The organism is Micromonospora sp. NPDC048063, assembly GCF_043202855.1.
Lineage (GTDB): Bacteria > Actinomycetota > Actinomycetes > Mycobacteriales > Micromonosporaceae > Micromonospora.
Map to the genome: position 1 here is coordinate 163,774 of NZ_JBIDBG010000001.1, position 26,466 is coordinate 190,239.

The window sequence follows — 26,466 nt, forward strand, 5'->3', positions numbered from 1 at the left end:
GCGCCCGGACGGCACGCGCCCGGACAGCGGCCAGGCAGTCGCCACCGGCCGCCTCACCGTGCTGGCCGAGGCGGCCTGGCCCGAGCCGGGCGACGGCGCGCCGCCGCCGGTGCCCGGGTTCGTGTACTCCAGCTTCCCACCCCTGGTCGCGGCGGTCGCCGAGCGTTGCCTTACCCGGGCGTACGACGGGCGACCCGCACCCGACGGGGAGCGGACCGCGGTCGTGCTGGCCAGCGCGGCGGGGGACCGGGCCAGCGCGGCGCAGGTGCGCGCCACGGTCGCCGCCGGCAACCGGCCCGGGCCGCTGTTCTTCTTCCAGTCGGTGCCCAACAGCGTGGCCGGGCACGTGGCCGCCCGGTGGGGGCTGGGCGGGCCCGTGGTCTGCCTCGCGCCGACCGGGGACCCGCGCGACGAGGGGATCGCCGAGGTCGACCTGCTGCTGCACGACGGTGACGCCGACCGGGCGTTGCTGGTCCTGATCGAACAGGCACCGGACGACGGCGGTGCGCGGGGCCCGGGCGGGGAGCCCGGCGCCCGGGCCGTCGCGGTGCTGCTGGGGGGAGGAACGCCATGAGGACCAGGGGACTACGCGGGACACTGGCCACCGACGAGGGGATCGGCGCCGGCAACGTGCTGGCCCGGGTGCTGGCGCACGGCGCTGACCCGCAGGGGCCGGGGCTCACCTTCGACACCGCCGTGGACGGCCACCCGGCCGAGCGGCCGCTCACGCTGGGCCGGCTCGACGAGCGGGTCGCCGCCCGCACCGCGTGGCTGCACGAGCGGGGGATCAGGCCGCGCGACCCGGTGGCCGTCTGGGCCACCGCCGCCGCCGACATGGCGCTCAGCTACCTCGCGCTGACCCGGCTCGGCGCGATCCCGGCGCTGATGAACGGCAGGCTGCGCCCGGAGATCGCCGCCGAGTACATCCGCCGGCTGCGCGGCGTCGGGGTGCTCGCCGACGACGCGCACACCGCGCTGCTGGCCGGGCACGACCTCGGCGTGCCGGTGATCGGCACCCCCGCCGAGGCCGGCACCGGCGACCCGGCCGCCGCGCCGGCGCACTACCGGCACCACGCCGACGACCCGGTCGTCATCACCCACACCTCCGGCACCACCGGGGTGCCCAAGGCGGTGCTGCACTCGCACGCGAGCCTGTTCGCCGCCACCCGGCACCTGCTCACCATGCCGCAGGCGCAGGGCACCCGCCGCATCCTCAACGCGCTGCCCGCCCCGCACACCGCCACCGTGCTCATGGTCAACCAGGCCCTCGGCAACCGGGCGGAGATGTTCCTGCTGTCCGACCAGGGCGGTGAGCGGGTGCTGGACGCGATCCAGCGCTGGCGCCCCGACGGGGTGTTCGGCTTCTCCGTCACCTGGGCGGAACTGGCCCGCTTCGACCTGTCCGCGTACGACCTGGACTCGGTGTCGCTGTGGTTCAACACCGGCGACTGCTCACACGAGCCGCACGTGCGCCGGCTGGTCGCGGTCGGTTCCCGGGACGTGGTGACCCGCGACGGGATCACCCGGGTGCCCGGCTCGGTCTTCATCGACGGGCTCGGCTCCAGTGAGATGGGCCACTCGATGTTCCACATCACCCACCGCACCGACACCGACCGGTACGGCCGCTGCATCGGCCGCCCCTACCGGTTCGCCCGGGTCGCCGTGCTCGACGCCGCGGGCGAGCCGGTGCCGACCGGCGAGGTGGGCTGGCTCGGCATCGACTCGCCGTCGCTGTTCCGCGGCTACTGGAACGACTCGGTCACCACCCACCGCTTCCGCCGGCGCGGCTGGTACCTGACCGGCGACCTGGTGTACGCCGACGACGAGGGCCGCTACTACCACCTGGACCGGGCCGTCGACTCGGTCGACGCGGGCGACGGCCGGCGGTTCTACACCGCGCTGTCGGAGGAGCGGATCCTCGCCGCCTGCCCCGACGTCACCGACTGCACGGTGGTGATCGTCGCCGAGGCCGGCCGGGTGGTCACCGACGTGCTGCTGGAACTCGCCGCCGGCGCCGACGACGCCGAGGACCGCACCGCGCGGGTCCGGGCGGCCCTCGGGCCGGACGTCGGCGCGACCCTGCGCCGGGTGGTGCCGGTGCGGCCCGCCGACCTCCCGGTCACCGTCACCGGCAAGGTGCGCAAGGTGGCCCTGCGGGAGCGCTATCTCACCGAGGCGCCGTCATGACCGCCGTCATCACCGGGATGGGGCTGTTCACCCCCGTCGGCCGGGGCGTCGCGGCGACGTTCGACGCGCTCCGCACCGGGCGGTCCGGGCTGACCCGGCCGCCGGCCGGGCACCCCGCCGCCGGGTCGCTGGAGGTCGCCGGCCTGCTCCCGGAGATCGACCCGCGCACCGTCGCCTCCGGGCCGGAGACCCGGGTGCTGGACCGGATCGTCGTGCTCGCCCTGCTCGCCGCCGCCGACGCGCTCGCCGACGCCGGCATCGAGGTGGGCCGGGACGTGGACCCGGGCCGGATCGGGGTGATCGTCGGCGGGGTCGGCGGGATGTCCACCCTGGAGGCGCAGGTGCTGGCCCGGGCCGAGCGGGGCCGCGCCGCCGTCAGCCCGTACCTGCTCACCGGAATCCTGCCGAACATGCCGGCGGCGCGGATCGCCATCGCGTACGGCATCCGCGGCTACACCTCCTCGGTCGGCACCGCCTGCGCCTCCGGCGCCCAGTCGGTCGCCGACGCGGTCCGGCTGATCCGTGCCGGGGAGGCCGACGTGGTGCTCTGCGGGGCCAGCGAGGCGCCGCTGTTCCCGACGTTCGCCGACACCTTCGGCAACGCCCGGGCACTGGCCCGGGGTTGGGACGACCCGACGGCGGCGAGCCGGCCGTTCGACGCCCGCCGCAACGGGTTCGTCCTCGCCGAGGGCGCGGCCCTGCTGGTGCTGGAACGCGCCGAGCACGCCGCCGCCCGGGGCGTCACCGGCTACGCCGAGGTCGCGGGGTACGGGGCGACCACCGACGCGTACCACCCGACCGCCCCGCGGCCCGACGGCGCCGGCGCGGCGGAGTGCATGCGGCGCGCGCTGGCCAGCGGCGGCGTGCCCGCCGCGCGGGTCGGCTACGTCAACGCGCACGGCACCGGCACGAAGCTCGGCGACATCGCCGAGACCACCGCCCTGGCCGAGGTGTTCGGCGACGGCGGCGTCCCGGTCAGCTCCACCAAGGCGCTCACCGGCCACCTGCTCGGCGCCTCCGGGGTGCTGGAGACGGCGGCCACCGCGCTGGCACTCGGCCGGGGCCTGCTCCCGCCGACGCACAACCTCGACGACCCGGACCCGGCCTGCCCGGCGGACCACATCCGCAAGGAGCCGCGGGCGACGGACACCGGCTACGCGCTGACCAACTCCTTCGGCTTCGGCGGCCAGAACGTGAGCCTGCTGCTCGCGCGGGCCGCCCGGCCGAGGGCCTGAGACACGCTCCACCCCGGGCGGGGCGCGCCCGGGCGGCAGACCACGGGGGACCCGTGGAAAGGGCTGAGGACATGGACATCCGTGGAATAGACCACATCGAACTCTACGTGGGGGACGCCCGGCAGGCGGCCTTCTACTTCGGCCGGGCGGTCGGCTTCCACCTCTGCGGCCAAGGCGGTCCCGAGACCGGGCTGGCCGACCAGCGGTCGCTGCTGCTGTGCCACGCCGACATCCGGATGGTGCTGACCTCCGGGCTCACCGCCGAGCACCCGGCGTCCCGGTACGTGCAGCGGCACGGCGACGGCATCGCCGTGGTCGCGCTGGAGGTCGACGACGCCGCCGACGCGTACGCCGAGCTGGTGGGCCGCGGGGCGGCGGGGGTGACGCCGCCGACCACCTGGACCGGGCCGGCCGCCGAGGTGGTGACCGCCGAGGTGGGCGGCTTCGGCGACGTGCTGCACCGCCTGGTGTCGCGGCGCGGCGACCGGACCGAGTTCCTGCCCGGGGCGGTCGAGTTGACGCCCCCGGCCGGCGGCAGCGACGACAAGCTGCTCGCCGAGATCGACCACCTGGCGGTCTGCGTGCCGCCGGGCCAGCTCGACGAGACCGTCCGGCACTACCGGGAGGTGTTCGGGTTCGCGGAGATCTTCGAGGAGCACATCGAGGTCGCCGGGCAGGCGATGAACTCCAAGGTGGTGCAGAGCCCGTCGGGGCGGGTCACGCTGGTGCTGCTGGAGCCGGACCGCAGCCGCCGGCCGGGGCAGATCGACGCCTTCCTCGACCAGCACGCCGGCGCCGGGGTGCAGCACCTCGGGCTGCGCACCGACGACATCGTCACCGCCGTCGGCACCCTCGCCGACCGGGGGGTGCGCTTCGCCGGCACCCCCGGCAGCTACTACGACACCCTCGAGGCGCGGGTCGGCCGGGTGGACGCGCCGCTGGACCGGCTGCGCGACCTCGGTGTGCTGGTCGACCGCGATCACGGCGGGCAGCTGCTGCAGATCTTCACCGAGTCCATGCACGTGCGCCGCACGCTCTTCCTGGAGCTGATCGAGCGGCGCGGGGCCCGGACGTTCGGCAGCGGCAACATCAAGGCGCTCTACGAGGCCAAGGAACGGGAACTGGCCGCGGCGGGGGCGAGGACCGCCGTCGCGGCCGCGACACCGCAGGAGGTGCGGGCGTGACCACGACCGAGTTCGAGCCGACACTCACCGCCGAGGAGGAGGCGCTGCTCCCGTCCGACGAGGACGTCGCCTTCTACGCCGAGCACGGCTGGTACCTGTCGAAGAAGCTGTTCACCGACGACGAGGTGGACGCCCTCACCGCGGCGTCCGACCGCTACTACGACGGCGAGCGGCACCGCCGCCTGCCGGTGCGCCCGCCGAAGCTCGCCTACTGGGAGCCGTCGAAGGGCGCGGTGCAGCGGCACAACGACTACGTCCACCACGAGCACGACGGGCTGGGCGCGATCCTGCGCAAGCCGCTCGTCGGCGCGGTCGCCGCCCGGCTCGCGCGGGCCACCGAGATCCGCGTCTTCCAGTCCACGCTGATCTACAAGCCGCCGATCTCCGGCGAGCCGTCCAACATCGTGCCCTGGCACTTCGACAAGCACTACTGGGCGTCGTCGTCGTCGGAGAACATGCTCACCGCGTTCATCCCGTTCCACGACTGCGGGGAGGAGATGGGCACCATCACCATGGTCGACGGCTCGCACCGCTGGCAGGAGATCGGCGCGGACGACACGGTGGTGCGCCACTTCGCCGACCGCGACCGCGACCAGCTGGAGGAGATGCTCGCCGAGAACGCGGCCCACAACGGCGCCGAGATCCGCAAGGTGCCGATGGTGATCCCCAAGGGACACGTGAGCTTCCACCACTGCCGCACCTACCACGGCAGTGGCGCCAACGTCAGCGGCCGCCCGCGCCGGGCGATCTCGCTGCACCTGCAGGACGGCGACAACGCCTGGCGGGAGTACGCGCTCTCCGACGGCACGCGCGCCGCGTACAACCACGACGTGCTGGTCCGCCGCACCCCCGATGGGCGGCCGGACTACGCGGACCCCGAATACTGCCCCGTCATCTGGCGCCACCGCGCCCCACAGGGAGGCTGACATGTCACGGTACGACTGGGGAAGGACGCACCCGGGCATCGAGCGGTTGGAGAAGGCGGTGACCGACCGCCGCGACGTGGTGGTCCGGCACCCGCTCTACGCCAACCTCGACACCCACGAGGCGCTGGTCACCTTCATGGAGCACCACGTCTTCGCCGTGTGGGACTTCATGTCGCTGCTGAAGTCGTTGCAGCGGCAGCTCACCTGCGTCACCGTGCCGTGGATCCCGACCGGCCCGACCGGCAGTCGCCGGCTCATCAACGACATCGTGATGGTGGAGGAGAGCGACGAGCTGGGCGACGGCTACATCAGCCACTTCGAGCTGTACGTGCAGGGCATGCGGGAGGCCGGCGCCGACACCACGGCCGTGGAGAGGCTGATCGACCTGCTGCGGGCGGGCCGGCCGGTGGCCGAGTCGCTGGTCGAGGCCGGCGTGCCCGGGCCGTCCGCCGCGTTCGCCGCCACCACCTGGCGGATCATCGAGGAGACCCCGGTGCACTGCCAGGCGGCGGCGTTCGCCTTCGGCCGGGAGGACCTGATCCCCGACATGTTCACCCAGGTCGTCGCCGTCAACGAGCGCAGCCGCAAGCTGAACACGTTCGTCGACTACCTGGAGCGGCACATCGAGGTCGACGGCGAGCAGCACACCCCGATGGCGATGCAGATGCTCGCCGACCTGTGCGGCGACGACGACACCAGGTGGCAGGAGTGCGCCGACACCGTCAACACCGCGCTCGCCGCCCGGGCGAAGCTCTGGGACGACATCCTCGCCGCCGTGAAGGAGGGGCGCGAGCGGTGACCGACGCCGACCCGGTCCGGCTCTACCGGACGGTACGGCTGATCCGCCGGTTCGAGGAGCGGGCCGTCGAGCTGGTCCGCTCCGGGCACGTCGTCGGCGGCATCCACCCGTACCTCGGGCAGGAGGGGATCGCCGCCGGGGTGTGCGCCGCCCTGGGTGCCGACGACGTCGTCGCCGGCACCCACCGGGGGCACGGGCACGTGCTCGCCAAGGGCGCCGACCCGGCCCGGATGCTCGCCGAGCTGTGCGGCCGGGTCACCGGCCTCAACGCCGGCCGGGGCGGCTCGATGCACGCCGCCGACTTCGGCGTCGGCGTGCTCGGCGCCAACGCCATCGTCGGCGCGTCCGGGGCGATCATCACCGGCGCCGTGTGGGCGCGCCGACGGCGCGGCGACGACACCGTCGGGGTGAGCTTCTTCGGCGACGGCGCGGTCAACGAGGGGATGCTGCTGGAGGCGTTCAACCTGGCCGCGCTGTGGCGGGTGCCGGTCCTGTTCGTCTGCGAGAACAACGGCTACGCCACCACCATGCCCGTCGCGGGCGCGGTCGCCGGCAGCATCCCCGGCCGCGCCGCCGCCTTCGGCATCCCGGCCGCCGTCGTGGACGGCCAGGACCCCGAGGCGGTACGCGACGCCGCGGCGGCCGCCGTCGACCGGATGCGCGTCGGCGGCGGCCCCGAGCTGATCGAGGCCCGGACCTACCGGTTCGACGCCCACCACACCTTCGAGCACGCGGTACGCCTCGACTACCGCCCGCCCGACGAGGTGGCCCGGGGCCGGTCCCGGGACCCGGTGGACATCCAGGGCGGGCGGCTGCCCGCCGACGCGCGGGCCGAGGTCGACGCCGAGGTCGAAGTCACGCTGGACGCGGCCGTCGAGTTCGCCCTCGCCGGCGGAGAGCCGGACCCGGCCGACGCCCTGGCGCACCTGTACGCCAGCGGGCTGACCGCCCGCACCGGAGGTGGGTAGATGCCCAGACTGTCCTACCGCAAGGCGCTCACCCGGGCGCTCGCCGACGAGTTGGCCCGCGACGAGTCGGTGTTCCTGCTCGGCGAGGACATCCGGGTGGCCGCCTCGAACGTCACCGCCGGACTGTTCAAGCGGTTCGGCCCCGAGCGGGTGCTCGACACCCCGCTGTCGGAGCAGGCGTTCACCAGCTTCGCCACCGGGGCGGCACTGGCCGGGATGCGGCCGGTGGTCGAGTTCCAGATCCCGTCGCTGCTGTTCCTGGTCTTCGAGCAGATCGTCAACCACGCGCACAAGTTCCCGCTGATGACCGGCGGGCAGTGCGCCGTACCGGTCACCTACCTGGTGCCCGGCTCCGGTTCCCGGACGGGCTGGGCTGGCCAGCACTCCGACCACCCGTACAGCCTCTTCGCCCACGTCGGGGTGACCACCGTGGTGCCGGCCACCCCGGCCGACGCGTACGGGCTGCTGGTGTCGGCGGTGCGGTGCGACGACCCGGTGGTGGTCTTCGCCCCGGCCGGGGCGCTCGACGTCCGCGACGACGTGGACCTCGCCGCGCTGGCTCCGGTGCCGCTGGGCCGGGGCCGGGTGCGCCGCTTCGGCGACGACGTGACCGTGGTGGCGGTCGGGCACCTGGTGCACGACGCCCTCGCGGTCGCCGAGGAGCTGGCCGACCAGGTGTCGGTGGAGGTGTTCGACCCCCGCACGCTGTACCCGTTCGACTGGGACGGGCTCGCCGAGTCGGTGTCGCGCACGGGGCGGCTGGTGGTGGTGGACGACTCCAACCGTTCCTGCGGCATCGCCGGGGAGATCATCGCGACCATGGTCGAGCGGGTACGCCTGGTCGCGCCGCCGCGCCGCGTCACCCGCCCCGACGGCGCGGTGCTGCCGTTCGCCCCGGCGCTGGACCGGGCCGTGCAGCCGAGCCGCGAGCAACTCCTGGCCGCCATCCAACACGTGATGAAGGACTGATGTATGACCGACGTCGACTACCGCTGGCCCTCCGCCGCGCAGGCGTGGCTCGACCTGCCCGCGCCGATCCGCGCCGAGATGGTCGCCGCCGGGGCGGAGTCCTGGCGGGAGATCTTCGACGGCCGGGCCACGTACAACAAGCAGTGGCGGCTGGCCCGGCCGCCGGTGATGGACGAGACCTCCCTCGGCGTGCTCAACGCCGTCTCCGACCGCCTCGCCCAGCTCGTCTTCGAGGCGTGCCGGCGGCGGGCCGGCACGGCGGGGGAGCTGCGCCGGCTGCTGAACGTGCCCGACGGCGAGACCCGGCTGCTCGACGACGACGAGCCGCTGACCGAGGCGCTGCTGGAGGCGTTCCGGCCGGACGTGCTGCTCTCCGACGGGGTGCCCCGGTTCGTGGAGTACAACATCGACAGCAGCCTCGGCGGGGCGTTCGACGCGGACACCACCGTGCGTCGCTTCGTCGACGTCTACCGGCGGCGCGGCCTCACCGACCGGGTCCGCCTGGCGGCGGCCCCCTCGGCGGTGGACCAGCGGTTCGCCGCGATCCGCGCCGGGCTCGGCCTGCCCGAGGGCGCCCGGGTCGCCATGCTGATCGACTTCGACGCCGAGTACCCGGGCCTGGACGACCCGCAGCGGTTCTTCCGGCTGCTGTCGCCGGTGGTCGAGCGGGCCGCCGCGTCCGGCATGGACCTGGTCATCGCGCCGGTCTCCCAGGTGACCCTCGACGACGGGAAGCGGCTCGTCGCCGGGGGCGCCCCGGTCGACGGGGTGTTCCGCCTCTTCGTGCCCAACCGGGTCACCCCGAGCGCCGGGGTGGACGCCCTGGAGGCGGGGCTGGCGGCCGGGACGGTGCCGATGTGGGTGTCGGCGGCGGCCTGGCTGATCGCCAACAAGCGGGCCTTCGCCTGGCTGTGGGAGGATGCCGCCGCGCTGGCGCCGGCGGACCGGGACCTGGTCCAGCGGTACGTGCCGCGGACCTGGTCGCTGACCGCCGACCTGCTCGACCGGGCGGTGGCCGACCGGCCCGGCCTGGTGGCGAAGCCGGCCGACGGCTCCGCCGGGGTGGACGTGCTGATCGGCCGGGAGACCGACACCGACGCGTGGCGGGACGGGCTGACCCGGGCCGTCGAGCGGGGCGGCTTCATCCTCCAGGAGTACGTGAAGGCCGACGACGTCCCGCTGGACTTCGTGCACATCGAGACCGGCGAGACGGTCAGCGCCGAGGTGCCGTACAGCATCGCCCCGTACCTGTTCGGCCGCCGGGCCGCCGGCGCCTGCATCCGCACCGGCTTCCCCGGCTGCGACGGGGTGCTCAACCTGGCCCGCGGCGTCCTCCTCTCCGGCCTCCTGGTGGTCGACTGAGCTGAGCGGCGGACGGTGGGACGGCCGCTGCCGGTCGTCCCACCGTGCTCGGTCGTGCGATGGTCACCGAGCGTCCGCCGGCATGCTGGCCATCGTCGAGCACAACATCACCCGGACACTGGCCCAGCTTGCCTGAGCCGTCGTGGCCGCTCAGGTTACGGGTCCGCCCCTGGTAGCTACTCTCTCGGCATGTCCGTCGACCTGGAGGCCACCCTGCCGCGGCCACTCACACTCGCCACTGTGATGGACGCGGCGCAGGGCACGCTCGCCGAGCTTCTCGGGCTGGACGCGGCACCGCGGCTGCGTCTCATCGCTGACCGGCGTTACGAGCAGGGGCGACGCCTCTCCGAGGGCCGGCAGGTGGATCGGGCGGAGCTGCGGTCCACCGTCATCGGTGAATCCGTCGACCACGAGGTCGACGCGATGTCGCACTCGGTCCACTACGAGGTCGACGTCTCCGGCGGAAACGACACGGTGTGGATGATGGTCATCCACCACCTGTCTGAGGCCGGCGGCGGAGTCGAAGCCGTCCTCAGCCCCAGCCGCACCTGCGTCGGTGTCGTCACGGCGACGGCCCTGGCGCTGGCCGTCGCCAGCAGCGCCGGCGGGGAGTTCGTCGACGAACAGATCGGCATGCTGCGTCCCCGCTCGTCCGATCCTGCCCACGTCATCGCCGCGACCCGCCTACCCCCTGGCAGTGACGACTTCGTCAGCGCCTGCGAACGGTACCTCCGTCAGTTCTCCCACCTGAACGGCTGGCCCAGGAGCCTGTCGATGCCCTGACCGGTCGCCGGCCCCGATGCGAGATCGGGGCCCGGCGGGGCGTGGTCAGCGACGGAGGGTGGTGGAAGGCGACTCGCCGAAGCGGGACCGGTACTCGCCGGCGAAGCGACTGAGGTGGGCGAATCCGTGGTCGAGGGCGACGGTCGTCACGGACGCCCCGGGTCCGGCCGCGCGCAGCGCGGCGTGGACCGCGTCGAGCCGGCGGGCGCGCAGGTACGCCATCGGGGTGGTCTGTAGCTCGCGGCGGAAGCAGTCCTGCAGCGTCCGTACGCTCACCCGAAGTGCCTCCGCGACGTCGCCGACCGTCAGTGCCTCGCCGTGGTGCTCCGTCATCAGTGCGCAGGCGCGTCGGACGAGGCGCCCGGGTGCCGGGTGCCTCGCCGGCCCGGCGAGCAGGTCAGTGTACGTGTGGCGGTGGGTCAGCAACAACTTGCCGATGAGCGCCTGCTCGAAGCGGCCGACGACCTGCGGGTGGTCGAGGAGGGAGGCGCCCTTCGGCTGGGACAGCTCCTCGGCGAGGAAGTCCACCCCGCGGGCCCAGGCCACCGCCGCGGGCGTGCTCATGGTCATGCCGACGTCGAAGTGGACCTGGCCGTCCACGGGTCGGCCCAGCAGTCGGGCGAGTTCCCGGTCGACCGTCTGCCGGTCGGCGTAGAAGATCCGGTGCGGAGACGCCTCGGACCAGTGCATGTCCGAGGCGTCATAGGGAGAGAGGACGGAGGCGGTGTCGGGCGTGGAGGCCACGGTACGCCCGGCGTGCCGGACCTCCGCCCGGCCGCCACGGGGAATCTGCACCAGGTAGAAGGTCTCCAGCGCGGCCGGCTGGATCCGCACCGCCTGCGCGTAGTCGAGGTCGACGACGCCCACGCCGCCCGACCGGCGGGCCGTCATTCGCAGGCGGACGCTGCGGACGCCCGGCTGGGGCGTGAGCCGGTGCGGACAGAAGACACGACCGACCTCCGTGCGGGCGCGCTCGATGTCGTCCGTCCTGACCGTCGTGGCAGCCATCTGGCACCTCCTGATGGGGCCGGGGCGGCTGCGCATCGCCGGTGACCCGCACGGAACCGTCGGTTCGCCCGGACCGGCGGCCCCGCGCCGAGACGCCCTGCTGTGCCGAGATTAGGACCGGGGGCAGCGTGATCAGCAGAGGCGTGCTCCAAACCCGACACCAAGGGCGCCGGGAAAAGTGCCCAAGTTGCGCGATGCGGATGCCGCGCGCGTCCAGCGGATAGCAGCCCTGCCGTCGTGCTCGTTAGCGTGCGATCGCCGCCGGCGCCCCGCTGTCGCGGCTCCCGTCAACGGGTCGCAGAGTCTGTGGAGGTTCGCCATGAGGATCGCCGTCGTCGGTGCTGGATTCGCCGGCCTGAGCGCAGCGAAGGTGCTGCGGCAGAGTGGCTTCGAGGTCTCCGTGTTCGAGAAGGCGCCCGACGTCGGAGGCGTCTGGAGCAGCACCCGGAGATACCCCGGCCTTCGCACGCAGAACAACAAGGGCACCTACCACCTCTCCGACCTGCCGATGCCCGCTCACTACCCGCAGTGGCCGTCGGGCGAGCAGGTTCAGCAGTACGTCGAGAGCTACGTGGACCGGTTCGGGCTCCGCCCCGTCCTGCGCCTCTCCACGGAGGTCGTCGCCGCGAAACTCGTGGACGACGAGACCGCGTGGCTGATCGCGTCACGACCGACGGGTGGGCGGGACCCGGCGACCTGGGAGCGGTACGACCACCTCGTCGTCGCCAACGGCATCTTCTCCGAGCCGCTCATCCCGCCCTTCGAGGGCCGTGCGGACTTCGTCGCCGCGGGGGGACGTGTTCTGGCCTGCGGGGAGTTCCACGATCTCGAGGCGGCGCGGGGAAAGCACGTCCTCGTCGTCGGGTACGGCAAGTCGTCCTGCGACGTGGCGGTCCCGCTGAGCGACGTCGCCGCGCGGACCCACGTCGTCGCCCGCCAACTGCTGTGGAAGATGCCCAAGAAGCTCGGCGGAGCGGTCAACTACAAGTACCTTCTGCTCACCCGGATGGGTGAGGCGCTGTTCCGGTACATCCGCGTGCAGGGCTTCGAGCGGTTCCTGCACGGCCCGGGCAACGGTCTGCGCCGCGGCATGCTCGACAGCGTGGGGTCGGTCGCGACCCGGCAGCTCAAGCTGCGCGAGCTGGGTCTCGTGCCGAACGGGACCTTCGAGGACATCGCGCGAAGCACCGTCAGCCTCGCGACGGACGGTTTCTTCGAGCGGGTCGCCGACGGTCGGATCAGCGTCCACCGCGATCGCCAGATCGGCGAACTCCTGGTCGACGGGGGGCGGCCGGCCGCCCGGCTCACGGACGGCACGGTGCTCCCCGCCGACCTGGTCATCTGCGGCACCGGGTTCCGGCAGCACGTGCCCTTCTTCGACGCCGCCCTGCACGCCCGGCTCGAAGACGACGACGGCAACTTCATGCTCCACCGCCAGATCCTGCCGGTCGACGTCCCGCACCTGACCTTCGCCGGCTACGACTCCTCGTTCTTCAGCCCGCTGAGCGCCGAGATGGCAGCGGTCTGGACGGCCGCCCATCTACGGGGAGGGATCGCGCTGCCGTCCAGGGAGCGGATGCGGGAGCAGGTGCGTACGCGGCTGGCCTGGATGGCGGCGCGGACCAACGGGCAGCACGCCCGCGGCACGAGCATCATCCCGTTCTCGATGCACAACATCGACGAGGTGCTCGACGACCTCGGGCTCAACCTCGGCCCGCTGGCCCGCGCCCGCCAGTGGCTGCTGCCCGTCGACCCGCGCGCCTATCGGAGGGTCACGCCCCGCATGATCCGGCGCACCGCCGCGACGGCGCCCCGGGAGTCAGTGAGCCAGCCGGCCTGACAGGGGGAAGGAGCAGCAGCCGCGGGGATCCTCACCGAGCCGCCCCGTCCGCGCTTCGGGCGGTCGTGAGGTGGGCGCCGAGGCGGCGGACGGTCTCGGCGGCGGCGACGGCGTCGCTGCGGGCGCTGCCGTGCCGGCCGTCGCTGCTGTAGATCGACGGGTCGGCGGTGAGCGGGTGGTCGGTGAGCCGCACGTGCAGGGTGCCGAGCCGTTCGGCGAGCGCGCCGGTGTGCGCGGAGAGCCGCCGCATCCGCTCGGCCAGGCCGGCCCGGTGCCGCTCGGGCACGGCCGGGCTGTGCGAGACGTCGAACATGCCGACGGTGATCACGTCGGCCCCCGCGGCCCGCAACGCCTCGATCATCGCGGTCAGCTCGGCGTCGACCGCGTCCGCGTCGTACGCCGGGTGGAAGGCGTCGTTGCCGCCGCACACCACCAGCGCCAGGTCGGGCCGGAACGCCAGCGCCGGGGCGAGCTGGGTGGCGCGCACCTCGTGCGCCCGCAGCCCGCGCAGCCCGAGGTTCAGGTACGCCAGCTCCGGCCGGACGGCCCGCAGCTCGGCGGCGACGCGGTCCGCCCACTGCACCTCGGGATAGCCGTCGACGGGCTCGCAGAGCCCCTCGGCCACGCTGTCGCCGAGCACCGCGAAGCGCCGCCACGGGTGGTCGCGCAGCAGGGCGACGCTCTCCCCGTCGCGGAGGCACCACGGATCCGTCGATTCGGTCAGCGTCGATGGCATGAGCGCACGCTAGTCGACCGGGTCGCCGCCGGCCAGCGGCCCGTCGGGCAGGCGGCCTCCGCCAGGTGGACGCTCGTGCGCTCCTCGTGACGAGTGGCGACAACGATCGGCGTCGAGCCCTTTACCTCCTGTGCGGCCGATGGAAATATGTGTCCATCGATCGATAGACAGTCGGTCCAGCCCTCCCTGGAGGAACGCGTGAGACTCACTCGACGTGGCGTGATGTCCGCCGTCGCCGTCGCCTGCCTCGGCGCCACCATGGCCGTGTCGCCGGCCCACGCCGCGCCCGCCGTCCTGACCGCCGACGGAGCGGCCAGCCTCGCCGCCGGCCTCGGTCCCGACCGCACCGCCGGCTCCTACGTGGACGCCGCCTCGGGGCGTACGGTCGTCGCCGTCACCGACGAGGCCGCCGCCGCCAGGGTCCGCGCCGCCGGCGGCGTCGCCCGCCTGGTCACCCACAGCACGCGCGCCCTGGAGGCCGCGCAGTCCCGGGTCGACCTGGGCGTCACCGGCACCGCCCTCTGGGTCGACCCGGTCAGCAACCAGGTGGTCGTCGGCGTGGACAGCACGGTCGGCGCCGCCCAGTCGGCCCGCATCCGCGCCGCGGTGGCCGCCGCCGGCGGCACGGCCCGGGTCACCCCGCTCGCCGGCACACTGAGCATGCGGATCTCCGGCGGCGACGCCATCTACGGCGGCGGCTACCGCTGCTCGCTCGGCTTCAACGTGCGCAGCGGCAGCACCTACTACTTCCTCACCGCCGGGCACTGCACGGACGTGGTCTCCGCCTGGTACGCCAACTCGGCCCAGAGCACCAAGCTCGGCGACCGCACCGGCACCAGCTTCCCGGGCAACGACTACGGCATCGTCCGCTACACCAACACCTCGATCGCGATCGACGGCTCGGTGGGCTCGCAGGACATCACCGCCGCCGGGAACGCGTCCGTCGGCCAGCAGGTGACCCGGCGGGGCAGCACCACCGGCACCCACAGCGGCACGGTCACCGGCCTCAACGCCACCGTCCGGTACGCCGAGGGCACCGTGCGGGGCATGATCGCCACCAACGTCTGCGCCGAGCCCGGCGACAGCGGCGGCCCGCTCTACTCCGGCAGCATCGCGCTCGGCCTGACCTCGGGCGGCAGCGGCAACTGCCGCACCGGCGGCACCACCTTCTTCCAGCCCGTCACCGAGGCGCTCAGCAAGTACGGCGTCTCCGTGTTCTGACCCGACCGACCGTGGCGCCCCGGCGGATCCCGCCGGGGCGCCACGTCGCGTCGGGCATCATGGCGGCATGGTGCAGGTGGCGGTGTGCGGGCCGGCGACCGCGTCGGGCGCCGAGCTGGCGTACGCCCGCCGGGTGGGCGAGCTGCTCGCCGAGCGCGGCGCCACCGTGCTCTGCGGAGGCGGTGGCGGGGTGATGTCCGCCGTCGCCGCCGGCGCCCGTTCCCGCGCCGGCCTGGTCGTCGGCGTACGCCCCGACGACGGCACCGCGCCCGGCCCCGTGGCGGACGTGTCGGCCACGGTCGTCACCAACATGGGCCAGGCGCGCAACGCGGTCCTGGTGTGGAGCGCCGACGCGGTGATCGCGGTCGGCGGCTCGTGGGGGACGCTGTCGGAGGTGGCCCTGGGCATGCGGCGCGGCGGCATCCCGGTGGTGGTGCTCGGCGGGTGGCGGATCGTCGACGCCGACGGTGTGGCCGTCGACGGCCCGCTGCACGTCTCCACCCCCGAGGAGGCGGTCTCGGTGGCGTTGCCGCGTTGACGTCGCCCCGCCCGCTGGCGGCCGACGCGCCGGGGCGGATCAGACGTGCTGCCCGGCCCGGTACGCCGCCGCGAGGCGCTTCGGCGCCCGGTCCTGCCACGCTTCGACGACCAGCTCGGTCAGCTCGTCGGGGTCGATCCGGTCGAGCCGGACCAGGACGACCGGGCAGCCGTCGAAGTGCGGGGTGGCGAAGTAGACGCCGGGGTCGTCGGCGAGCAGCGCCTCCTTCGCCCCCAGGTCCGGCACGCGCACGCCGAGCACCGGGCCGTCGGGCGCCGCCGCCCCGAGGGCGTCGAGGTCGGCGCGGCGCAGCGGGCGCTCCCAGACGAACGCCCGGTCCCGGACCTTCCACGCCGGGGCCCCCTGGTAGGAGGGGTGCTCGCTGGTCTCCGGCAGCCCCAGCGCGATCCGGCGTACGTCGTCCCACGTGGCCATGTCCGGACCCTACGCCTGACCGACGACGCGCGGTTCCCGCTCGGCCGGCGCGGGGGCCGACCGGGGGCGGAGGCCGGGCAGCAGCGGCAGCAGGGTGACCACCAGGCAGAACGCGGTCATCACCAACAGAGCGGGGCGGAGGCCGAGCGCGGTCACCGACCAGCCGCCCAGCAGCGCGCCCAGCGGCAGGCCCGCGAACGCCAGCGACCCCGCCAGCCCGATCACCCGGGTCTGCAACTCGGGTGGCACCCGCTCGTAGATCGCCACGCCGAGCAGCGGGTTCACCGCCGCGATGCCGATGCCGGACGCGAACGTCACCGCCAGCACCACCGCCAGCTCCTCGCTCAGCGCCAGGACCAGCAGCCGCGGGGCGCCGCTGACCGCCGCCCCGACCACGAAGGCCAGGTACCGGGGCAGCCGCGGGCCGTACGCGGTGAACAGCAGGTTCCCCAGCAGGGCGCCCGCGGAGAACGCGCCCAGCACCAGGCCCAGCCCGACCGGGCTGCGCAGCACGTCGGCCACCCAGAGCGGGATGTAGACGGCGACGCTGGCGTTGACCACCATGTTCAGCGCCGAGATCACCAGCAGCATGGTCAGCAGCATCCGGTCGTGGCCGAGGTAGCGGAACCCGCCCGCCAGCGCGCGCAGGTAGCCCTCCGGCCGCCCGGGCGCCGCCGGGGGCGCCGGCGGTCGGACGAGGAGCCCGACCAGCAGCGCGCAGACGGCGAAGCTGGCGGCGTCGATGAGGATCGCCTGGGTCACGCCGAACCACCAGATGAGCAGCCCGCCCAGCCCCGCGCCGAGCAGGGTGACCACCCGGCCGAGCCCGTCGTAGACGGAGGTGAGCCGGATCAGTCGCACCCCGGCGGCCTCGGCGGCCGGGCGGAACATGACGTGCTTGACCCGGTCGCCGACGCCCCGCAGCGCGCCGACCACGGCGACCAGCGCGACCAGCGCGCCGAAGCCCAGCCACGGGGTGAGGGCCACCGCGACCATCAGCCCCGCGCTGCCCACGTCGACCAGGATCGAGGTGCGGCGCAGCCCGATCCGGTCCGCCCAGGGGGTGCCCAGCGCGCCGGAGAGCAGGTAGGGCAGCGTCTCGGCGGCGGCCACCACGCCCATCTTCGCGGGGCTGCCGGTGGTCTCCAGCACCAGCCACGGGATCGCCACCACCGAGACCCGGCTGCCCAGGTTCGAGATCAGGTCGGCGGCGACCAGGGTGGTCAGTTCCCGCCGGGGCGTCACGCCAGGCTGCCGATCGACGCCTCCGGGTGCTCCACCGCGCTCGGGTGGGCCTCGGCGTACCGGGCCCGCAGCGCGCGCTTGTCCACCTTGTTCGAGCGGTTGAGCGGCAGCCGGTCGACGAACTCCACCCCGCCCGGCGCCCAGGTGTCGCTGAGCGCGGCGGTGACCAGGTCGATCAACTCCCGCGCGGTCACCGTCGCGTCGGGCGCCGGCACCACGTAGGCGTACGGCAGCTCGCCGGCGACCTCGTCCGGCACGCCGATCACCGCCGCCGCGCGGACCTGCGGGTGCCCGGCCAGGAGGTCCTCGATCGGGCGGGAGTAGATCGGCCAGCTACGCCGCCGGGTGAGGATCCGGTCCTGCAACCGGTCGACGAGGTAGAGGTAGCCGTCGGCGTCGACGTGCCCGATGTCGCGGGTGCGGACCCAGCCGTCGACCAGCGTCTCGGCGGTCAGCTCGGGCCGGCCGTGGTAGCCGGCGAAACGCAGGTCGGTGTGCACCCACACCTCGCCGTTCTCGCCGGGCGGCAGCACGGTGCCGTCCTCGGCGCGGATCTCGACGCGCACGTCCCCGTACGGCCGACCGCAGGAGCGCAGCCGCTCCGGGTGCTCCGGGTCGTCGGTCAGCCCCGGCAGGGCGGTGATCACCACCGCCTCGCTGAGTCCGTACACGATGCGCAGCACCGGGCCGAAGCGGGCGATGGCCTGGCGCAGGCGGGCGGGCGCGGCGGGCCCGGCGCCCACGTTGAACATGAACATGGCGGAGAAGTCCGCGCCGTCCAGCGCCGGGTGGTCGAGCACCTCGTAGAGCATCGGCGGGGTGACGAAGGTGGAGTTGATCCGCTCCCGCCCGACGGTCTCGATGAACCGCGCCGGGTCCCAGCCGTCGCGGGGGAACAGCACCCCGCCGGTGAACAGGTTGAACAGCGTGGTGATCTGGCCGCTGGCCAGCCACATCGGCGAGTGCGACAGGTGCCGCAGCAGCGGGTACCCGGCCGCGCGGAAGTCGGCGGCCAGGGCGAGGATCTGTGCGTAGAAGCTCTCCCGGTGGTGCACCAGCTTGGGCGTGCCGGTGGTGCCGCTGGTCTGGAGGAAGGACTCCGGCGCCGGCGGTCGCGCCGGCAGGTCGTCCCCCGCCGTGGGGGGCCCGCCGGCGGTCAGGTCCCGGCCCGCGCCGCCCGGACCCAGGCAGAAGACCGGCACGCCGGGCAGCCCGGCGGCCAGTTCCGGGCCCAGGCTCGCGGGGTCGCGGGCGTCGTAGACGAAGGCGTCGGGGCGGGCCAGCCGGACGAACTCGTCCACCTCGCGGCGGGAGGTGACCGGCGCGATCCACATCGTCCGGCAGCCCAGCAGGTGCAGGGCGAGCTGCACCAGCGGCGCCTCCACCGGGTCGCCGAGCGCGACCAGCACCCCGTCGCCCGGCCGTACGCCGTGCCCGCGCAGCGTCGCGGCCAGCCGGCGCACCTCGGCGGCGACGTCGGCGTAGCTGAGCCGGTGCCCGTCGCCGACCAGCGCCTCCCGGTCACCGAAGTCGGCGAACAGCTCCAGTGCCCGGTGTACGTAGCCGTCCCGTCGCTCCGGTCCGTCAGTCATCCCGCAGCCCCCATCGGCGAAGAGGAGTGGCCGTCCGCCGGCCAACCCGGGGACGTGTACACCGCGTCGGCGGGCCAGATCGCCGGCGCGGCGGGTGGGCGCGCGCCTCGGCGACCGCACCGCCGCCGTCCGTGAGCGTAGGCACCACCGCCTGTCACGGGACAGAGACCGAACGGCGTTCCGGCCGGACCGGAGGACATTTGATCACGTCGATCAGGTTGATTGACGCCCGTAAAACGGGGCGGCTAGGTTTCTGGACCATCGTCCAGGCGGTGCCGTCAGCGGACGGCCCTGGGCTGCCAACGATGGAGGTTCAATGTCGACCCCGAAGAGATGGCCTGTCATCGCGTCCGCGGCCACGCTGTTGATCGCGGGAACCCCGGCGGTGGTGGCCAGCGCCGGCCCGCCGGACGCCGAGGCGGCCCGCCAGCAGCGGACGGTCTGGGCGGGCAGTTGGGCGGCCGCGGTCACCCGGGGCAACGCGACCGGCCTGACCAACAATGGCCTCAACAACCAGAGCGTCCGGATGGTCGTGCACACCAGCGTGGGCGGACCGCAGTTCCGGGTGCGACTGAGCAACATGTACGGCGAGCAGGCCGTCAAGGTCGGCCGCGCCACCGTGGCGAAGCCGAACACCGCGACCCCCGACGACCTGTCCGACATCGACACCTCGACCCTGCGGGAGCTGACCTTCGACGGGGCCACCTCCGCCACCATGAACCGTGGCGCCGAGCTGCTCAGCGACCCGGTCGCCCTGCCCGTCGGCGACCAGCAGGATCTGGTGGTGACCCTGCACTTCCCGACGCCGACCGGGCCGGTGACCTTCCACGGCCAGTCCCGGCAGACCAACTTCATCGGCGCCACGGACCTCACCTCCGCCGCCGACGGCGCCGGGTTCACCATCCGGCCGAACTGCTGCTGGTTCTTCCTGTCCGGCATCGACGTGCAGCGCCGGCACAGCCCCGGCTCGGTGGTGGTCTTCGGCGACTCGATCGCCGACGGCAACGGCAGCACCGTCAACGCCAACAGGCGCTGGCCGGACCTGCTCGCCGACCGCCTCGTCGACGCCCGCCCCGACGTACGCACCCCGGGCGTGCTCAACCTGAGCCTGGCCGGCAACCGGCTCAACCACGAGGGCACCGAGCCCGGCGCGGGCGGCTTCCCCGGCTACCACGAGCTGGGCCCCAACGCCCTGGCCCGGCTCGACGAGGACGTCTTCGCGCAGACCGACGCCCGGACCGTCGTCACCCACCTGGGCATCAACGACATCTGGATGTCGGGCGACTCCGCCGAGAGCATCATCGCCTCGCTGCGGCAGGTCAACCAGCAGGTGAAGGCGCGCGGCCTGCGCAGCCTGGTGTCGACGCTCACCCCGTACGAGGGGCACGGCAACCCGGGGGTGTGGACGCCCGAGAAGGAGGCCACCCGGCAGGCGGTGAACGCGTGGCTGCGCGGCAGCGACGAGTTCGACGGGCTGCTCGACTTCGACCGGGTGCTGCGCGATCCCGCCCAGCCCAGCCGGCTGCTGCCCGCGTACGACTCGGGTGACCACATCCACCCGAACGACGCCGGCAACCAGGCGATGGCCGACGCCGTGCCGCTGCGACTGCTCGGCTTGTGACATCCGGCGCGGGCGGCGGGGCCACCCCCGCCGTCCGCGCCACCGTTCCTGGGGGGAGACCGATCGACGTGGACGTCACGCAACTGCTGACCCGTCTCTACAGCGACGAGGGCCGGCAGGACCCGTATCCCTGCTACGCGGGGCTGCACGAGCTGGGGCGGGTCAGCCCGGTGCCGGCGCGCGCCGAGCACCGGTCGGTCGCCGCCGTCGCCGTCGGCTACGACCTGGTCAGCCAGGTGCTGCGCGACCCGGAGTGGTACAAGCAGCCGCCGCCGGGCTGGCAGGAGCAGGAGGTGCTGCGCACCCTCCAGACCTCGATGATGTTCGTCAACCCGCCCGACCACACCCGGATGCGGGCGGTCTTCGCGAAGACCTTCACGCCGCGCCGGCTGGGCGCGCTGGAACCGGTCGTGCACCGGGTCGTGGACGGACTGCTGGACCGGATGGCCGACGCCGGGGAGACCGGGTTCGACTTCGTGGCGGAGTTCGCGTACCCGATGCCGGCCCTGGTGATGGCCGAGTTCATCGGCATCCCCGCCGGTGAGCTGGACTTCTACCGGCAGCGGGTGGAGCGGATCGACGAGTTCCTGGACGTGGCGGGCAAGACACCGCAGCGGCTCGCCGCCGCCAACACCGCTGCCGCCGAGCTGCGCGACTTCTACGCCGACCTGATCGCCCACCGGCGCCGCCAGCCGGGCGAGGACCTGATCAGCGGGCTGGTGGAGGCGGTCGACTCCGGCGACGTGGGGCTCACCGCCGACGAGCTGGTCAGCAACCTGATCGTGCTGTTCAACGCCGCCTTCGTCACCACCGTCTACATGTTCAGCAACGGCCTGCCGCTGCTGCTGGCGCACCCCGACGTGGCCGCCGCGCTGCCCGGCGACGACGCGCTGGCCCGGGGCGCCGTCGACGAGATCCTGCGGCTGGAGGCCCCGGTGCACTTCCTGGCCCGCGCCGCGCCCCGGGACACCGAGCTGGGCGGGGTGCCGGTCGCGCGGGACGAGAACGTCCTGCTGATCATCGCCGCCGCCAACCGCGACCCGGCCCGGTTCCCCGAGCCGGACCGCTTCGACCCGCGCCGGCCCGGCCCGCCGTCGCTCGCCTTCGGCGTCGGCCTGCACTTCTGCCTCGGCGCGGCGGTGTCCCGGCTGGAGGGCCGGCTCGCGCTGCCGAAGCTGCTGGCCCGCTTCCCCCGGCTCGCGGTCGCCGAGCCGCCGACGTACAGCGGCAGCCTGTTCCTGCGCGGCATCGACAAGCTGCTGGTCCACGCCGGAGGGGAGGCCGCGTGAGCGTCCACCCGCAGGTCGCGGCGTACCGGACCGCCCGCGCGGCGGCCGGCATCCCGCCGCTGTACACGCAGACCCTCGCCGAGGCCCGCGCCGCCGACCTCGCCGCGATCCGCGCCGGCGGCGGCGCGGTCGAGCCGGTGCACGAGGTACGCGACACGCACGTGCCCGGCCCGGCCGGCGACCTGCCGGTGCGCATCCACCGGCCGGCGGGGGAGGGGCCACTGCCCACCCTGGTCTACTTCTTCGGCGGCGGCTGGACGCTGGGCAGCGTCGACACCGCCGACGGCATCTGCCGGCGGCTGGCCAACGCGGTGCCCTGCCAGGTGGTCACCGTCGGCTACCGGCTGGCCCCGGAGCACCCGTTCCCGGCCGCCGTGTACGACTGCCACGCGGCGGCCCGGTGGATCGCCACGCATCCCGAGGAGTTCGGCGTCGACCCGCGGCGGCTGGCGGTCGGCGGGGACAGCGCCGGGGGCAACCTCGCGGCGGCCGTCACCCTGCTGGCCCGCGACGGCGGCGGGCCCGCGCTCGCCGCCCAGTTGCTGGTGTACCCGAACACCGACCAGACCGGAGAGCCCGGCGGCGACGGCGAGGACCCCCTGCTGTTCAACCGCCGCTCGGTCGCCTGGTACCGCGGCCACTACTTCGCCGACCCCGCCGACGCGCGGCACCCGCTGGCCTCGCCGCTGCTCGCCGAGGGCCTGAGCGGCCTGCCGCCGGCGCTGGTGATCACCGCCGAGCACGACCCGCTGCGCGAGGAGGGGGAGCGGTACGCCCACCGGCTGCGCGACGCGGGCGTGCCCACCACCCTCGCCCGGTACGCCGGCATGATCCACGGCTTCTTCGCCATGCCCGGGGCGTTCGACGACGGCCGCCGCGCCCAGGACCGGGCCGCCGAATTCCTGCGGGCGCGGTTCGGCCTCCCGACCGGCGATGCCGGCCCCGGAACGGTGGCGGCGGCCGCGGGTTCCCGCCCGGCGTCGAGCCGGCCGGCGGCGGGGACGGGGGCGAGCGATGGCTGAGACCGTGCTGCCCCGGCAGGACGTGCCGCCCGGCGAGCCGCCCGCGCCCGCCGGCCTGGCCGACTTCGCCGAGCGGGCCCGGGCGGTGCTCCCGCCCGAGGTGTGGGACTTCGTCGACGGCGGCAGCGGCACGGAGACCACGCTCGCCGCCAACCGGCGCGCCCTCGACCGGGTGGCCGTGCTGCCCCGCGTGCTGCGCGGCGTGGCCGCCCCGCGTACCGACGCGCGGCTGCTCGGCGCCCCCTGCGCCCTGCCGGTGGCGGTGGCGCCGATGGCGTACCAGCGGCTGGTGCACCCCGACGGGGAGACGGCGCTCGCGGCGGCGGCCGGCGCGGCCGGTGTGCCGTACGCGGCCAGCACGCTGAGCAGCGTGCCGATCGAGGAGATCGCGGCGACCGGCGCGGCCGTCTGGTTCCAGCTCTACTGGCTGCGGGACCGGGCCCTCGTCGCGGATCTGCTGGACCGGGCGTACGCGGCCGGGTGCGGCGCGCTGATGGTCACCGTGGACGTGCCGATCCTGGGCCGGCGGCTGCGCGACGTCCGCAACTCCTTCGCCATCCCGCCGCACGTCGTCGCCGCCAACCTGCCGGTAGGGCGGGACGCGCTCGCACACGCCGCCACCCCGGGCGTCTCGGCCGTCGCGGCGCACACCGGCGAGGTCTTCGCGCCCGCGCTGGGCTGGGCCGACCTGGACTGGCTGCGGGGCCGTACCGCCCTGCCGCTGGTGGTGAAGGGCATCCTGGACCCGCGCGACGCGGAGCTGGCGGCGGCCGCCGGGGCGGACGCGGTGGTGGTGTCCAACCACGGCGGCCGGCAGCTCGACGGCGCACCGGCCACTGCCACCGTGCTGCCCGAGGTGGTGACGGCGGTGGCCGACCGGTGCGAGGTGCTGCTGGACAGCGGCGTGCGCGGCGGCGTGGACGTGCTGCGCGCGCTCGCTCTCGGCGCGCGGGGGGTGCTGGTCGGCCGGCCGTTGCTGTGGGCGCTCGCCGCCGGGGGCCGGGCCGGGGCGGAGACGGCGCTGGAGTTGCTGGCCGGCGAGTTCCGCGACGCGCTGGCGTTGGCCGGCTGTGCCGACCCGGCGGCTGTCCGCGAGCTGCGCGTGCTGAGGGAGGGCTGAGCGGTGGCCGAACCGGTGGACCTGCACGTCGCCGACCTGCATCCGGCGGTCGACGACCCGGCGCTGAACTCGATGAACTTCCTCAACGAGGTGGCCCAGCACTATCCCGACGCGGTGTCGCTGGCGGCCGGCCGGCCGTACGAGGAGTTCTTCGACGTCGCCGCGCCGCACCGGCACCTGGAGACGTTCCGCCGGCACCTGGCCGACGACCTCGGGCAGAGCCCCGCGCAGGTGCACCGGACCCTGTTCCAGTACGGCCGCACCAAGGGCATCGTGCACCACCTCGTCGCCCGCAACCTCGCCGTCGACGAGAACATCACGGTCGACCCGGAGGCGGTCGTGGTGACCGTCGGCTGCCAGGAGGCGATGTTCCTGGTGCTGCGGGCGCTGCGGGCCGACCCCCGCGACGTGCTGCTCGCCGTCGCCCCGACGTACGTCGGGCTGACCGGCGCCGCGCGGCTGCTGGACCTGCCGGTGCGGCCGGTGGCCGGCGGCCCGGCCGGGGTGGACCTGGCCGACCTGCGGGAGCAGGTGCGCCGGGCCCGGGCGGCGGGGCTGCGCCCCCGCGCCTGTTACGTGATGCCGGACTTCGCCAACCCGTCGGGCACGAGCATCGGGCTGGCCGACCGGCGGCGGCTGCTCGACCTCGCCGCCGAGGAGGATCTGCTGCTGCTGGAGGACAACCCGTACGGTCTCTTTCCGGCCGGGGACGCGGGGCGGCTGCCGACGCTGAAGGCGTTGGACACCGCGCGGCGGGTGGTCTACCTGGGTTCGTTCGCCAAGACGGTGCTGCCCGGCGCGCGGGTGGGCTACGTGGTCGCCGACCAGCGCGTCGCCGGCTCCGACGGCTCGGTGGGCCTGTTCGCCGATCAGCTCGCCAAGATCAAGAGCATGGTCACGGTGAACACCTCGGCGATCGCCCAGGCGGTGGTCGGCGGCGCGCTGCTGGAGCACGGGTGCAGCCTGGTGGCTGCCACCGCCCGGGAGCGGGCCGCGTACGGCCGGAACCTGCGCCACCTCGTCGACGGCCTGGCCCGGCGTTTCCCGCCGGGCGCGTCGCCGGTGCGCTGGAACGTGCCGGCCGGCGGGTTCTTCGTGGTGGTCACGGTGCCGTTCGCGGTCGACGACGCGTTGCTGCACCGCTCCGCCCGCGAGTACGGGCTGCTCTGGACGCCGATGGCGCATTTCTACGACGACGGCGCCCCGGTCGACTCGCTGCGGCTGTCGGTCAGCGCGGTCACCCCGGCGCAGATCGACCTGGGCCTGGACCGGCTGGCGGCGCTGGTCGCCGACGAGACGACCGCCCGGTCGCGGGCGCTCGCCGTCACCCCGCGAACGGCCCGCTGATCTCGCCGGAGCCGCGTGGGATCAATCGGCTCGCGACCAGGTGGGTGGTGGGCGGCCACTGTTCGCCGTCCAGCCGCCGGAAGATCAGCGACGCGGCGACGCGGCCCATCTCCGACGGGTCCTGCGCCACGACGGTGACCGCCGGCTGGAGCAGGTCGGCCAGCGGGAAGTCGTCGAAGCCCACCAGGGCGACGTCGTGCTGGCGACCGAGCTGTTGCAGGGCCCGGATCGCGCCGATGGTGACGAGGTTCTGGGAGGTGAACAGCGCGGTGGGGCGGGGGTGTGCGGACAGCAGCCGGCGTACGGCCTCCTCGGCCTGCTCCTCGGTGTGCAGGTCGTGCACCGCGAGGGAGGGCGTCGGCGGGATGCCGTGGTCGCTGAGCGCTTCCTTGAAGCCCTGGAACCGCTGTCGGGCCGTCGGGATGGTCCGCAGGTCGCCCAGGTACGCGATGGTGCGGTGGCCGTGCCGGACGAGATGCCCGACGGCCATGGCGGCGCCCTCGTGGTTGTCGGTCAGGACGGCGTCGACGGCCAGCCCCACCGGCGGGCGGTCGACGAAGACCACCGGGGTGCCGGCGTCGACCTCACCGGCCAGGTAGCTCTGGTTGTCGCTGGCCGGCGCGACGACCAGGGCGTCGGCCTGCCGCATGGTGAAGGCGTGGATCAGGTCCCGCTCCCGCGCCGGATCCTCGTCGACGCTGCCAGCGAAGATCAACACCCCGCGTTCCCGCGCGGCGTCCTCGAGGGCCCGGTGCAGGGCGGCCGAGAACGGGTTGGCCACGTCCTCCAGCACCGCCGCGATCGCGGCGCTGCGACCGCTGGTGCGGCGGAGACTGCTCGCGGTGAAGTTCGGCCGGTAGTCCAGTTGGGCGATCGCCCGCTGGACGGCGGCGGTCTTCGGGGCGGAGACGCCCGCCTCGCCGTTGACGACCCGCGAGACGGTCTTGGGGCTCACTCCCGCGAGCAGCGCGACGTCCCGCAGCGTGGGTCGCGCCCGGGTTGCGGTCGACGTAGCGGAGGCGGCACCGTGCATGAGCGC

Annotated in this window: 23 protein-coding genes and 1 pseudogene; 18 read left to right on the forward strand and 6 right to left on the reverse strand. The window is 74.4% G+C overall.

Annotation, left to right across the window (positions count from 1 at the left end; translation table 11 throughout):
* Window positions 1–58 precede the first annotated feature (58 nt).
* The 10 genes from ACGFZ2_RS00785 (at window position 59) to ACGFZ2_RS00830 (ending at window position 10,413) form a co-directional block, all read left to right on the forward strand.
* Entirely contained in the window at window positions 59–574 is a 516-nt protein-coding gene (locus ACGFZ2_RS00785; RefSeq protein WP_393266595.1) for a beta-ketoacyl synthase chain length factor, read from the forward strand.
* Window positions 571–2,187 (forward strand): class I adenylate-forming enzyme family protein, encoded by a 1,617-nt coding sequence (locus ACGFZ2_RS00790; protein ID WP_393448720.1) that lies wholly within the window; start codon window positions 571–573, stop codon window positions 2,185–2,187. The genes ACGFZ2_RS00785 and ACGFZ2_RS00790 overlap by 4 nt, the downstream gene beginning before the upstream one ends.
* Entirely contained in the window at window positions 2,184–3,422 is a 1,239-nt protein-coding gene (locus ACGFZ2_RS00795; protein ID WP_393448723.1) for a beta-ketoacyl-[acyl-carrier-protein] synthase family protein, read from the forward strand. The genes ACGFZ2_RS00790 and ACGFZ2_RS00795 overlap by 4 nt, the downstream gene beginning before the upstream one ends.
* 71 nt (window positions 3,423–3,493) lie before the next feature.
* The gene (hppD, locus tag ACGFZ2_RS00800; protein ID WP_393448726.1) at window positions 3,494–4,606 is read left to right on the forward strand and encodes a 4-hydroxyphenylpyruvate dioxygenase; all 1,113 of its coding nucleotides are present in this window, start codon (window positions 3,494–3,496) and stop codon (window positions 4,604–4,606) included.
* The gene (locus ACGFZ2_RS00805) at window positions 4,603–5,532 is read left to right on the forward strand and encodes a phytanoyl-CoA dioxygenase family protein (RefSeq protein WP_393448729.1); all 930 of its coding nucleotides are present in this window, start codon (window positions 4,603–4,605) and stop codon (window positions 5,530–5,532) included. The genes hppD and ACGFZ2_RS00805 overlap by 4 nt, the downstream gene beginning before the upstream one ends.
* Before the next feature lies 1 nt (window position 5,533).
* The gene (locus tag ACGFZ2_RS00810) at window positions 5,534–6,331 is read left to right on the forward strand and encodes a DUF3050 domain-containing protein (RefSeq protein ID WP_393266269.1); all 798 of its coding nucleotides are present in this window, start codon (window positions 5,534–5,536) and stop codon (window positions 6,329–6,331) included.
* Complete coding sequence (locus ACGFZ2_RS00815; protein ID WP_393448732.1) at window positions 6,328–7,299, forward strand: thiamine pyrophosphate-dependent dehydrogenase E1 component subunit alpha; 972 nt, start codon at window positions 6,328–6,330, stop codon at window positions 7,297–7,299. The genes ACGFZ2_RS00810 and ACGFZ2_RS00815 overlap by 4 nt, the downstream gene beginning before the upstream one ends.
* Entirely contained in the window at window positions 7,300–8,268 is a 969-nt protein-coding gene (locus ACGFZ2_RS00820; protein WP_393448735.1) for an alpha-ketoacid dehydrogenase subunit beta, read from the forward strand.
* A 3-nt stretch (window positions 8,269–8,271) separates the two neighbouring features.
* The gene (locus ACGFZ2_RS00825) at window positions 8,272–9,630 is read left to right on the forward strand and encodes a hypothetical protein (RefSeq protein WP_393448738.1); all 1,359 of its coding nucleotides are present in this window, start codon (window positions 8,272–8,274) and stop codon (window positions 9,628–9,630) included.
* A 189-nt stretch (window positions 9,631–9,819) separates the two neighbouring features.
* Entirely contained in the window at window positions 9,820–10,413 is a 594-nt protein-coding gene (locus ACGFZ2_RS00830; RefSeq protein WP_393448741.1) for a hypothetical protein, read from the forward strand.
* A gap of 45 nt (window positions 10,414–10,458) precedes the next feature.
* On the opposite strand, the gene ACGFZ2_RS00835 is transcribed toward ACGFZ2_RS00830, so the two are convergent.
* The gene (locus ACGFZ2_RS00835) at window positions 10,459–11,421 is read right to left on the reverse strand and encodes an AraC family transcriptional regulator (protein WP_393448744.1); all 963 of its coding nucleotides are present in this window, start codon (window positions 11,419–11,421) and stop codon (window positions 10,459–10,461) included.
* Between the two features lie 319 nt (window positions 11,422–11,740).
* Between ACGFZ2_RS00835 and ACGFZ2_RS00840 the strand changes: the two genes are divergently transcribed.
* Window positions 11,741–13,261, forward strand: coding sequence for a flavin-containing monooxygenase (locus tag ACGFZ2_RS00840; protein ID WP_393266250.1), 1,521 nt, complete (start codon window positions 11,741–11,743; stop codon window positions 13,259–13,261).
* Between the two features lie 31 nt (window positions 13,262–13,292).
* On the opposite strand, the gene ACGFZ2_RS00845 is transcribed toward ACGFZ2_RS00840, so the two are convergent.
* Window positions 13,293–13,997 carry an SGNH/GDSL hydrolase family protein gene (locus tag ACGFZ2_RS00845; protein WP_393266248.1) on the reverse strand — a complete coding sequence of 235 codons (705 nt, stop codon included), beginning with the start codon at window positions 13,995–13,997 and terminating at the stop codon, window positions 13,293–13,295.
* A 198-nt stretch (window positions 13,998–14,195) separates the two neighbouring features.
* On the opposite strand from ACGFZ2_RS00845, the gene ACGFZ2_RS00850 reads away from it, so the two are divergent.
* Entirely contained in the window at window positions 14,196–15,218 is a 1,023-nt protein-coding gene (locus tag ACGFZ2_RS00850) for a S1 family peptidase (protein WP_393448747.1), read from the forward strand.
* A gap of 67 nt (window positions 15,219–15,285) precedes the next feature.
* On the forward strand, window positions 15,286–15,756 hold the full coding sequence (locus tag ACGFZ2_RS00855; protein ID WP_393448750.1) for a dethiobiotin synthetase: 471 nt from the start codon (window positions 15,286–15,288) through the stop codon (window positions 15,754–15,756).
* A gap of 39 nt (window positions 15,757–15,795) precedes the next feature.
* On the opposite strand, the gene ACGFZ2_RS00860 is transcribed toward ACGFZ2_RS00855, so the two are convergent.
* The 3 genes from ACGFZ2_RS00860 to ACGFZ2_RS00870 are packed head-to-tail and all read right to left on the reverse strand — an operon-like array spanning window position 15,796 to window position 19,028.
* The gene (locus ACGFZ2_RS00860) at window positions 15,796–16,191 is read right to left on the reverse strand and encodes an MmcQ/YjbR family DNA-binding protein (RefSeq protein WP_393448753.1); all 396 of its coding nucleotides are present in this window, start codon (window positions 16,189–16,191) and stop codon (window positions 15,796–15,798) included.
* A gap of 9 nt (window positions 16,192–16,200) precedes the next feature.
* Window positions 16,201–17,436, reverse strand: coding sequence for an MFS transporter (locus ACGFZ2_RS00865; protein WP_393448756.1), 1,236 nt, complete (start codon window positions 17,434–17,436; stop codon window positions 16,201–16,203).
* Window positions 17,433–19,028 carry a class I adenylate-forming enzyme family protein gene (locus ACGFZ2_RS00870; RefSeq protein WP_393448759.1) on the reverse strand — a complete coding sequence of 532 codons (1,596 nt, stop codon included), beginning with the start codon at window positions 19,026–19,028 and terminating at the stop codon, window positions 17,433–17,435. The genes ACGFZ2_RS00865 and ACGFZ2_RS00870 overlap by 4 nt, the downstream gene beginning before the upstream one ends.
* A 343-nt stretch (window positions 19,029–19,371) precedes the next feature.
* Between ACGFZ2_RS00870 and ACGFZ2_RS00875 the strand changes: the two genes are divergently transcribed.
* The 5 genes and pseudogenes from ACGFZ2_RS00875 to ACGFZ2_RS00895 all read left to right on the forward strand — a co-directional run bounded on the left by ACGFZ2_RS00875 (window position 19,372) and on the right by ACGFZ2_RS00895 (window position 25,427).
* Window positions 19,372–20,649, forward strand: coding sequence for an SGNH/GDSL hydrolase family protein (locus ACGFZ2_RS00875; protein ID WP_393266593.1), 1,278 nt, complete (start codon window positions 19,372–19,374; stop codon window positions 20,647–20,649).
* 68 nt (window positions 20,650–20,717) lie between these two features.
* Window positions 20,718–21,938: a cytochrome P450 gene (locus ACGFZ2_RS00880; RefSeq protein WP_393448762.1), complete on the forward strand. Its 1,221-nt coding sequence runs from the start codon at window positions 20,718–20,720 to the stop codon at window positions 21,936–21,938.
* Window positions 21,935–22,879 (forward strand): annotated as a pseudogene (locus ACGFZ2_RS00885) (alpha/beta hydrolase); the annotation flags it as partial. The gene ACGFZ2_RS00880 and the pseudogene ACGFZ2_RS00885, both read left to right, overlap by 4 nt.
* Window positions 22,880–22,952: 73 nt before the next feature.
* Entirely contained in the window at window positions 22,953–24,080 is a 1,128-nt protein-coding gene (locus tag ACGFZ2_RS00890) for an alpha-hydroxy acid oxidase (RefSeq protein WP_393448765.1), read from the forward strand.
* 3 nt (window positions 24,081–24,083) lie between these two features.
* Window positions 24,084–25,427: a PLP-dependent aminotransferase family protein gene (locus tag ACGFZ2_RS00895; protein ID WP_393448768.1), complete on the forward strand. Its 1,344-nt coding sequence runs from the start codon at window positions 24,084–24,086 to the stop codon at window positions 25,425–25,427.
* On the opposite strand, the gene ACGFZ2_RS00900 is transcribed toward ACGFZ2_RS00895, so the two are convergent.
* Window positions 25,405–26,460, reverse strand: coding sequence for a LacI family DNA-binding transcriptional regulator (locus tag ACGFZ2_RS00900; protein ID WP_393266222.1), 1,056 nt, complete (start codon window positions 26,458–26,460; stop codon window positions 25,405–25,407). The genes ACGFZ2_RS00895 and ACGFZ2_RS00900 overlap by 23 nt on opposite strands.
* Window positions 26,461–26,466 lie beyond the last annotated feature (6 nt).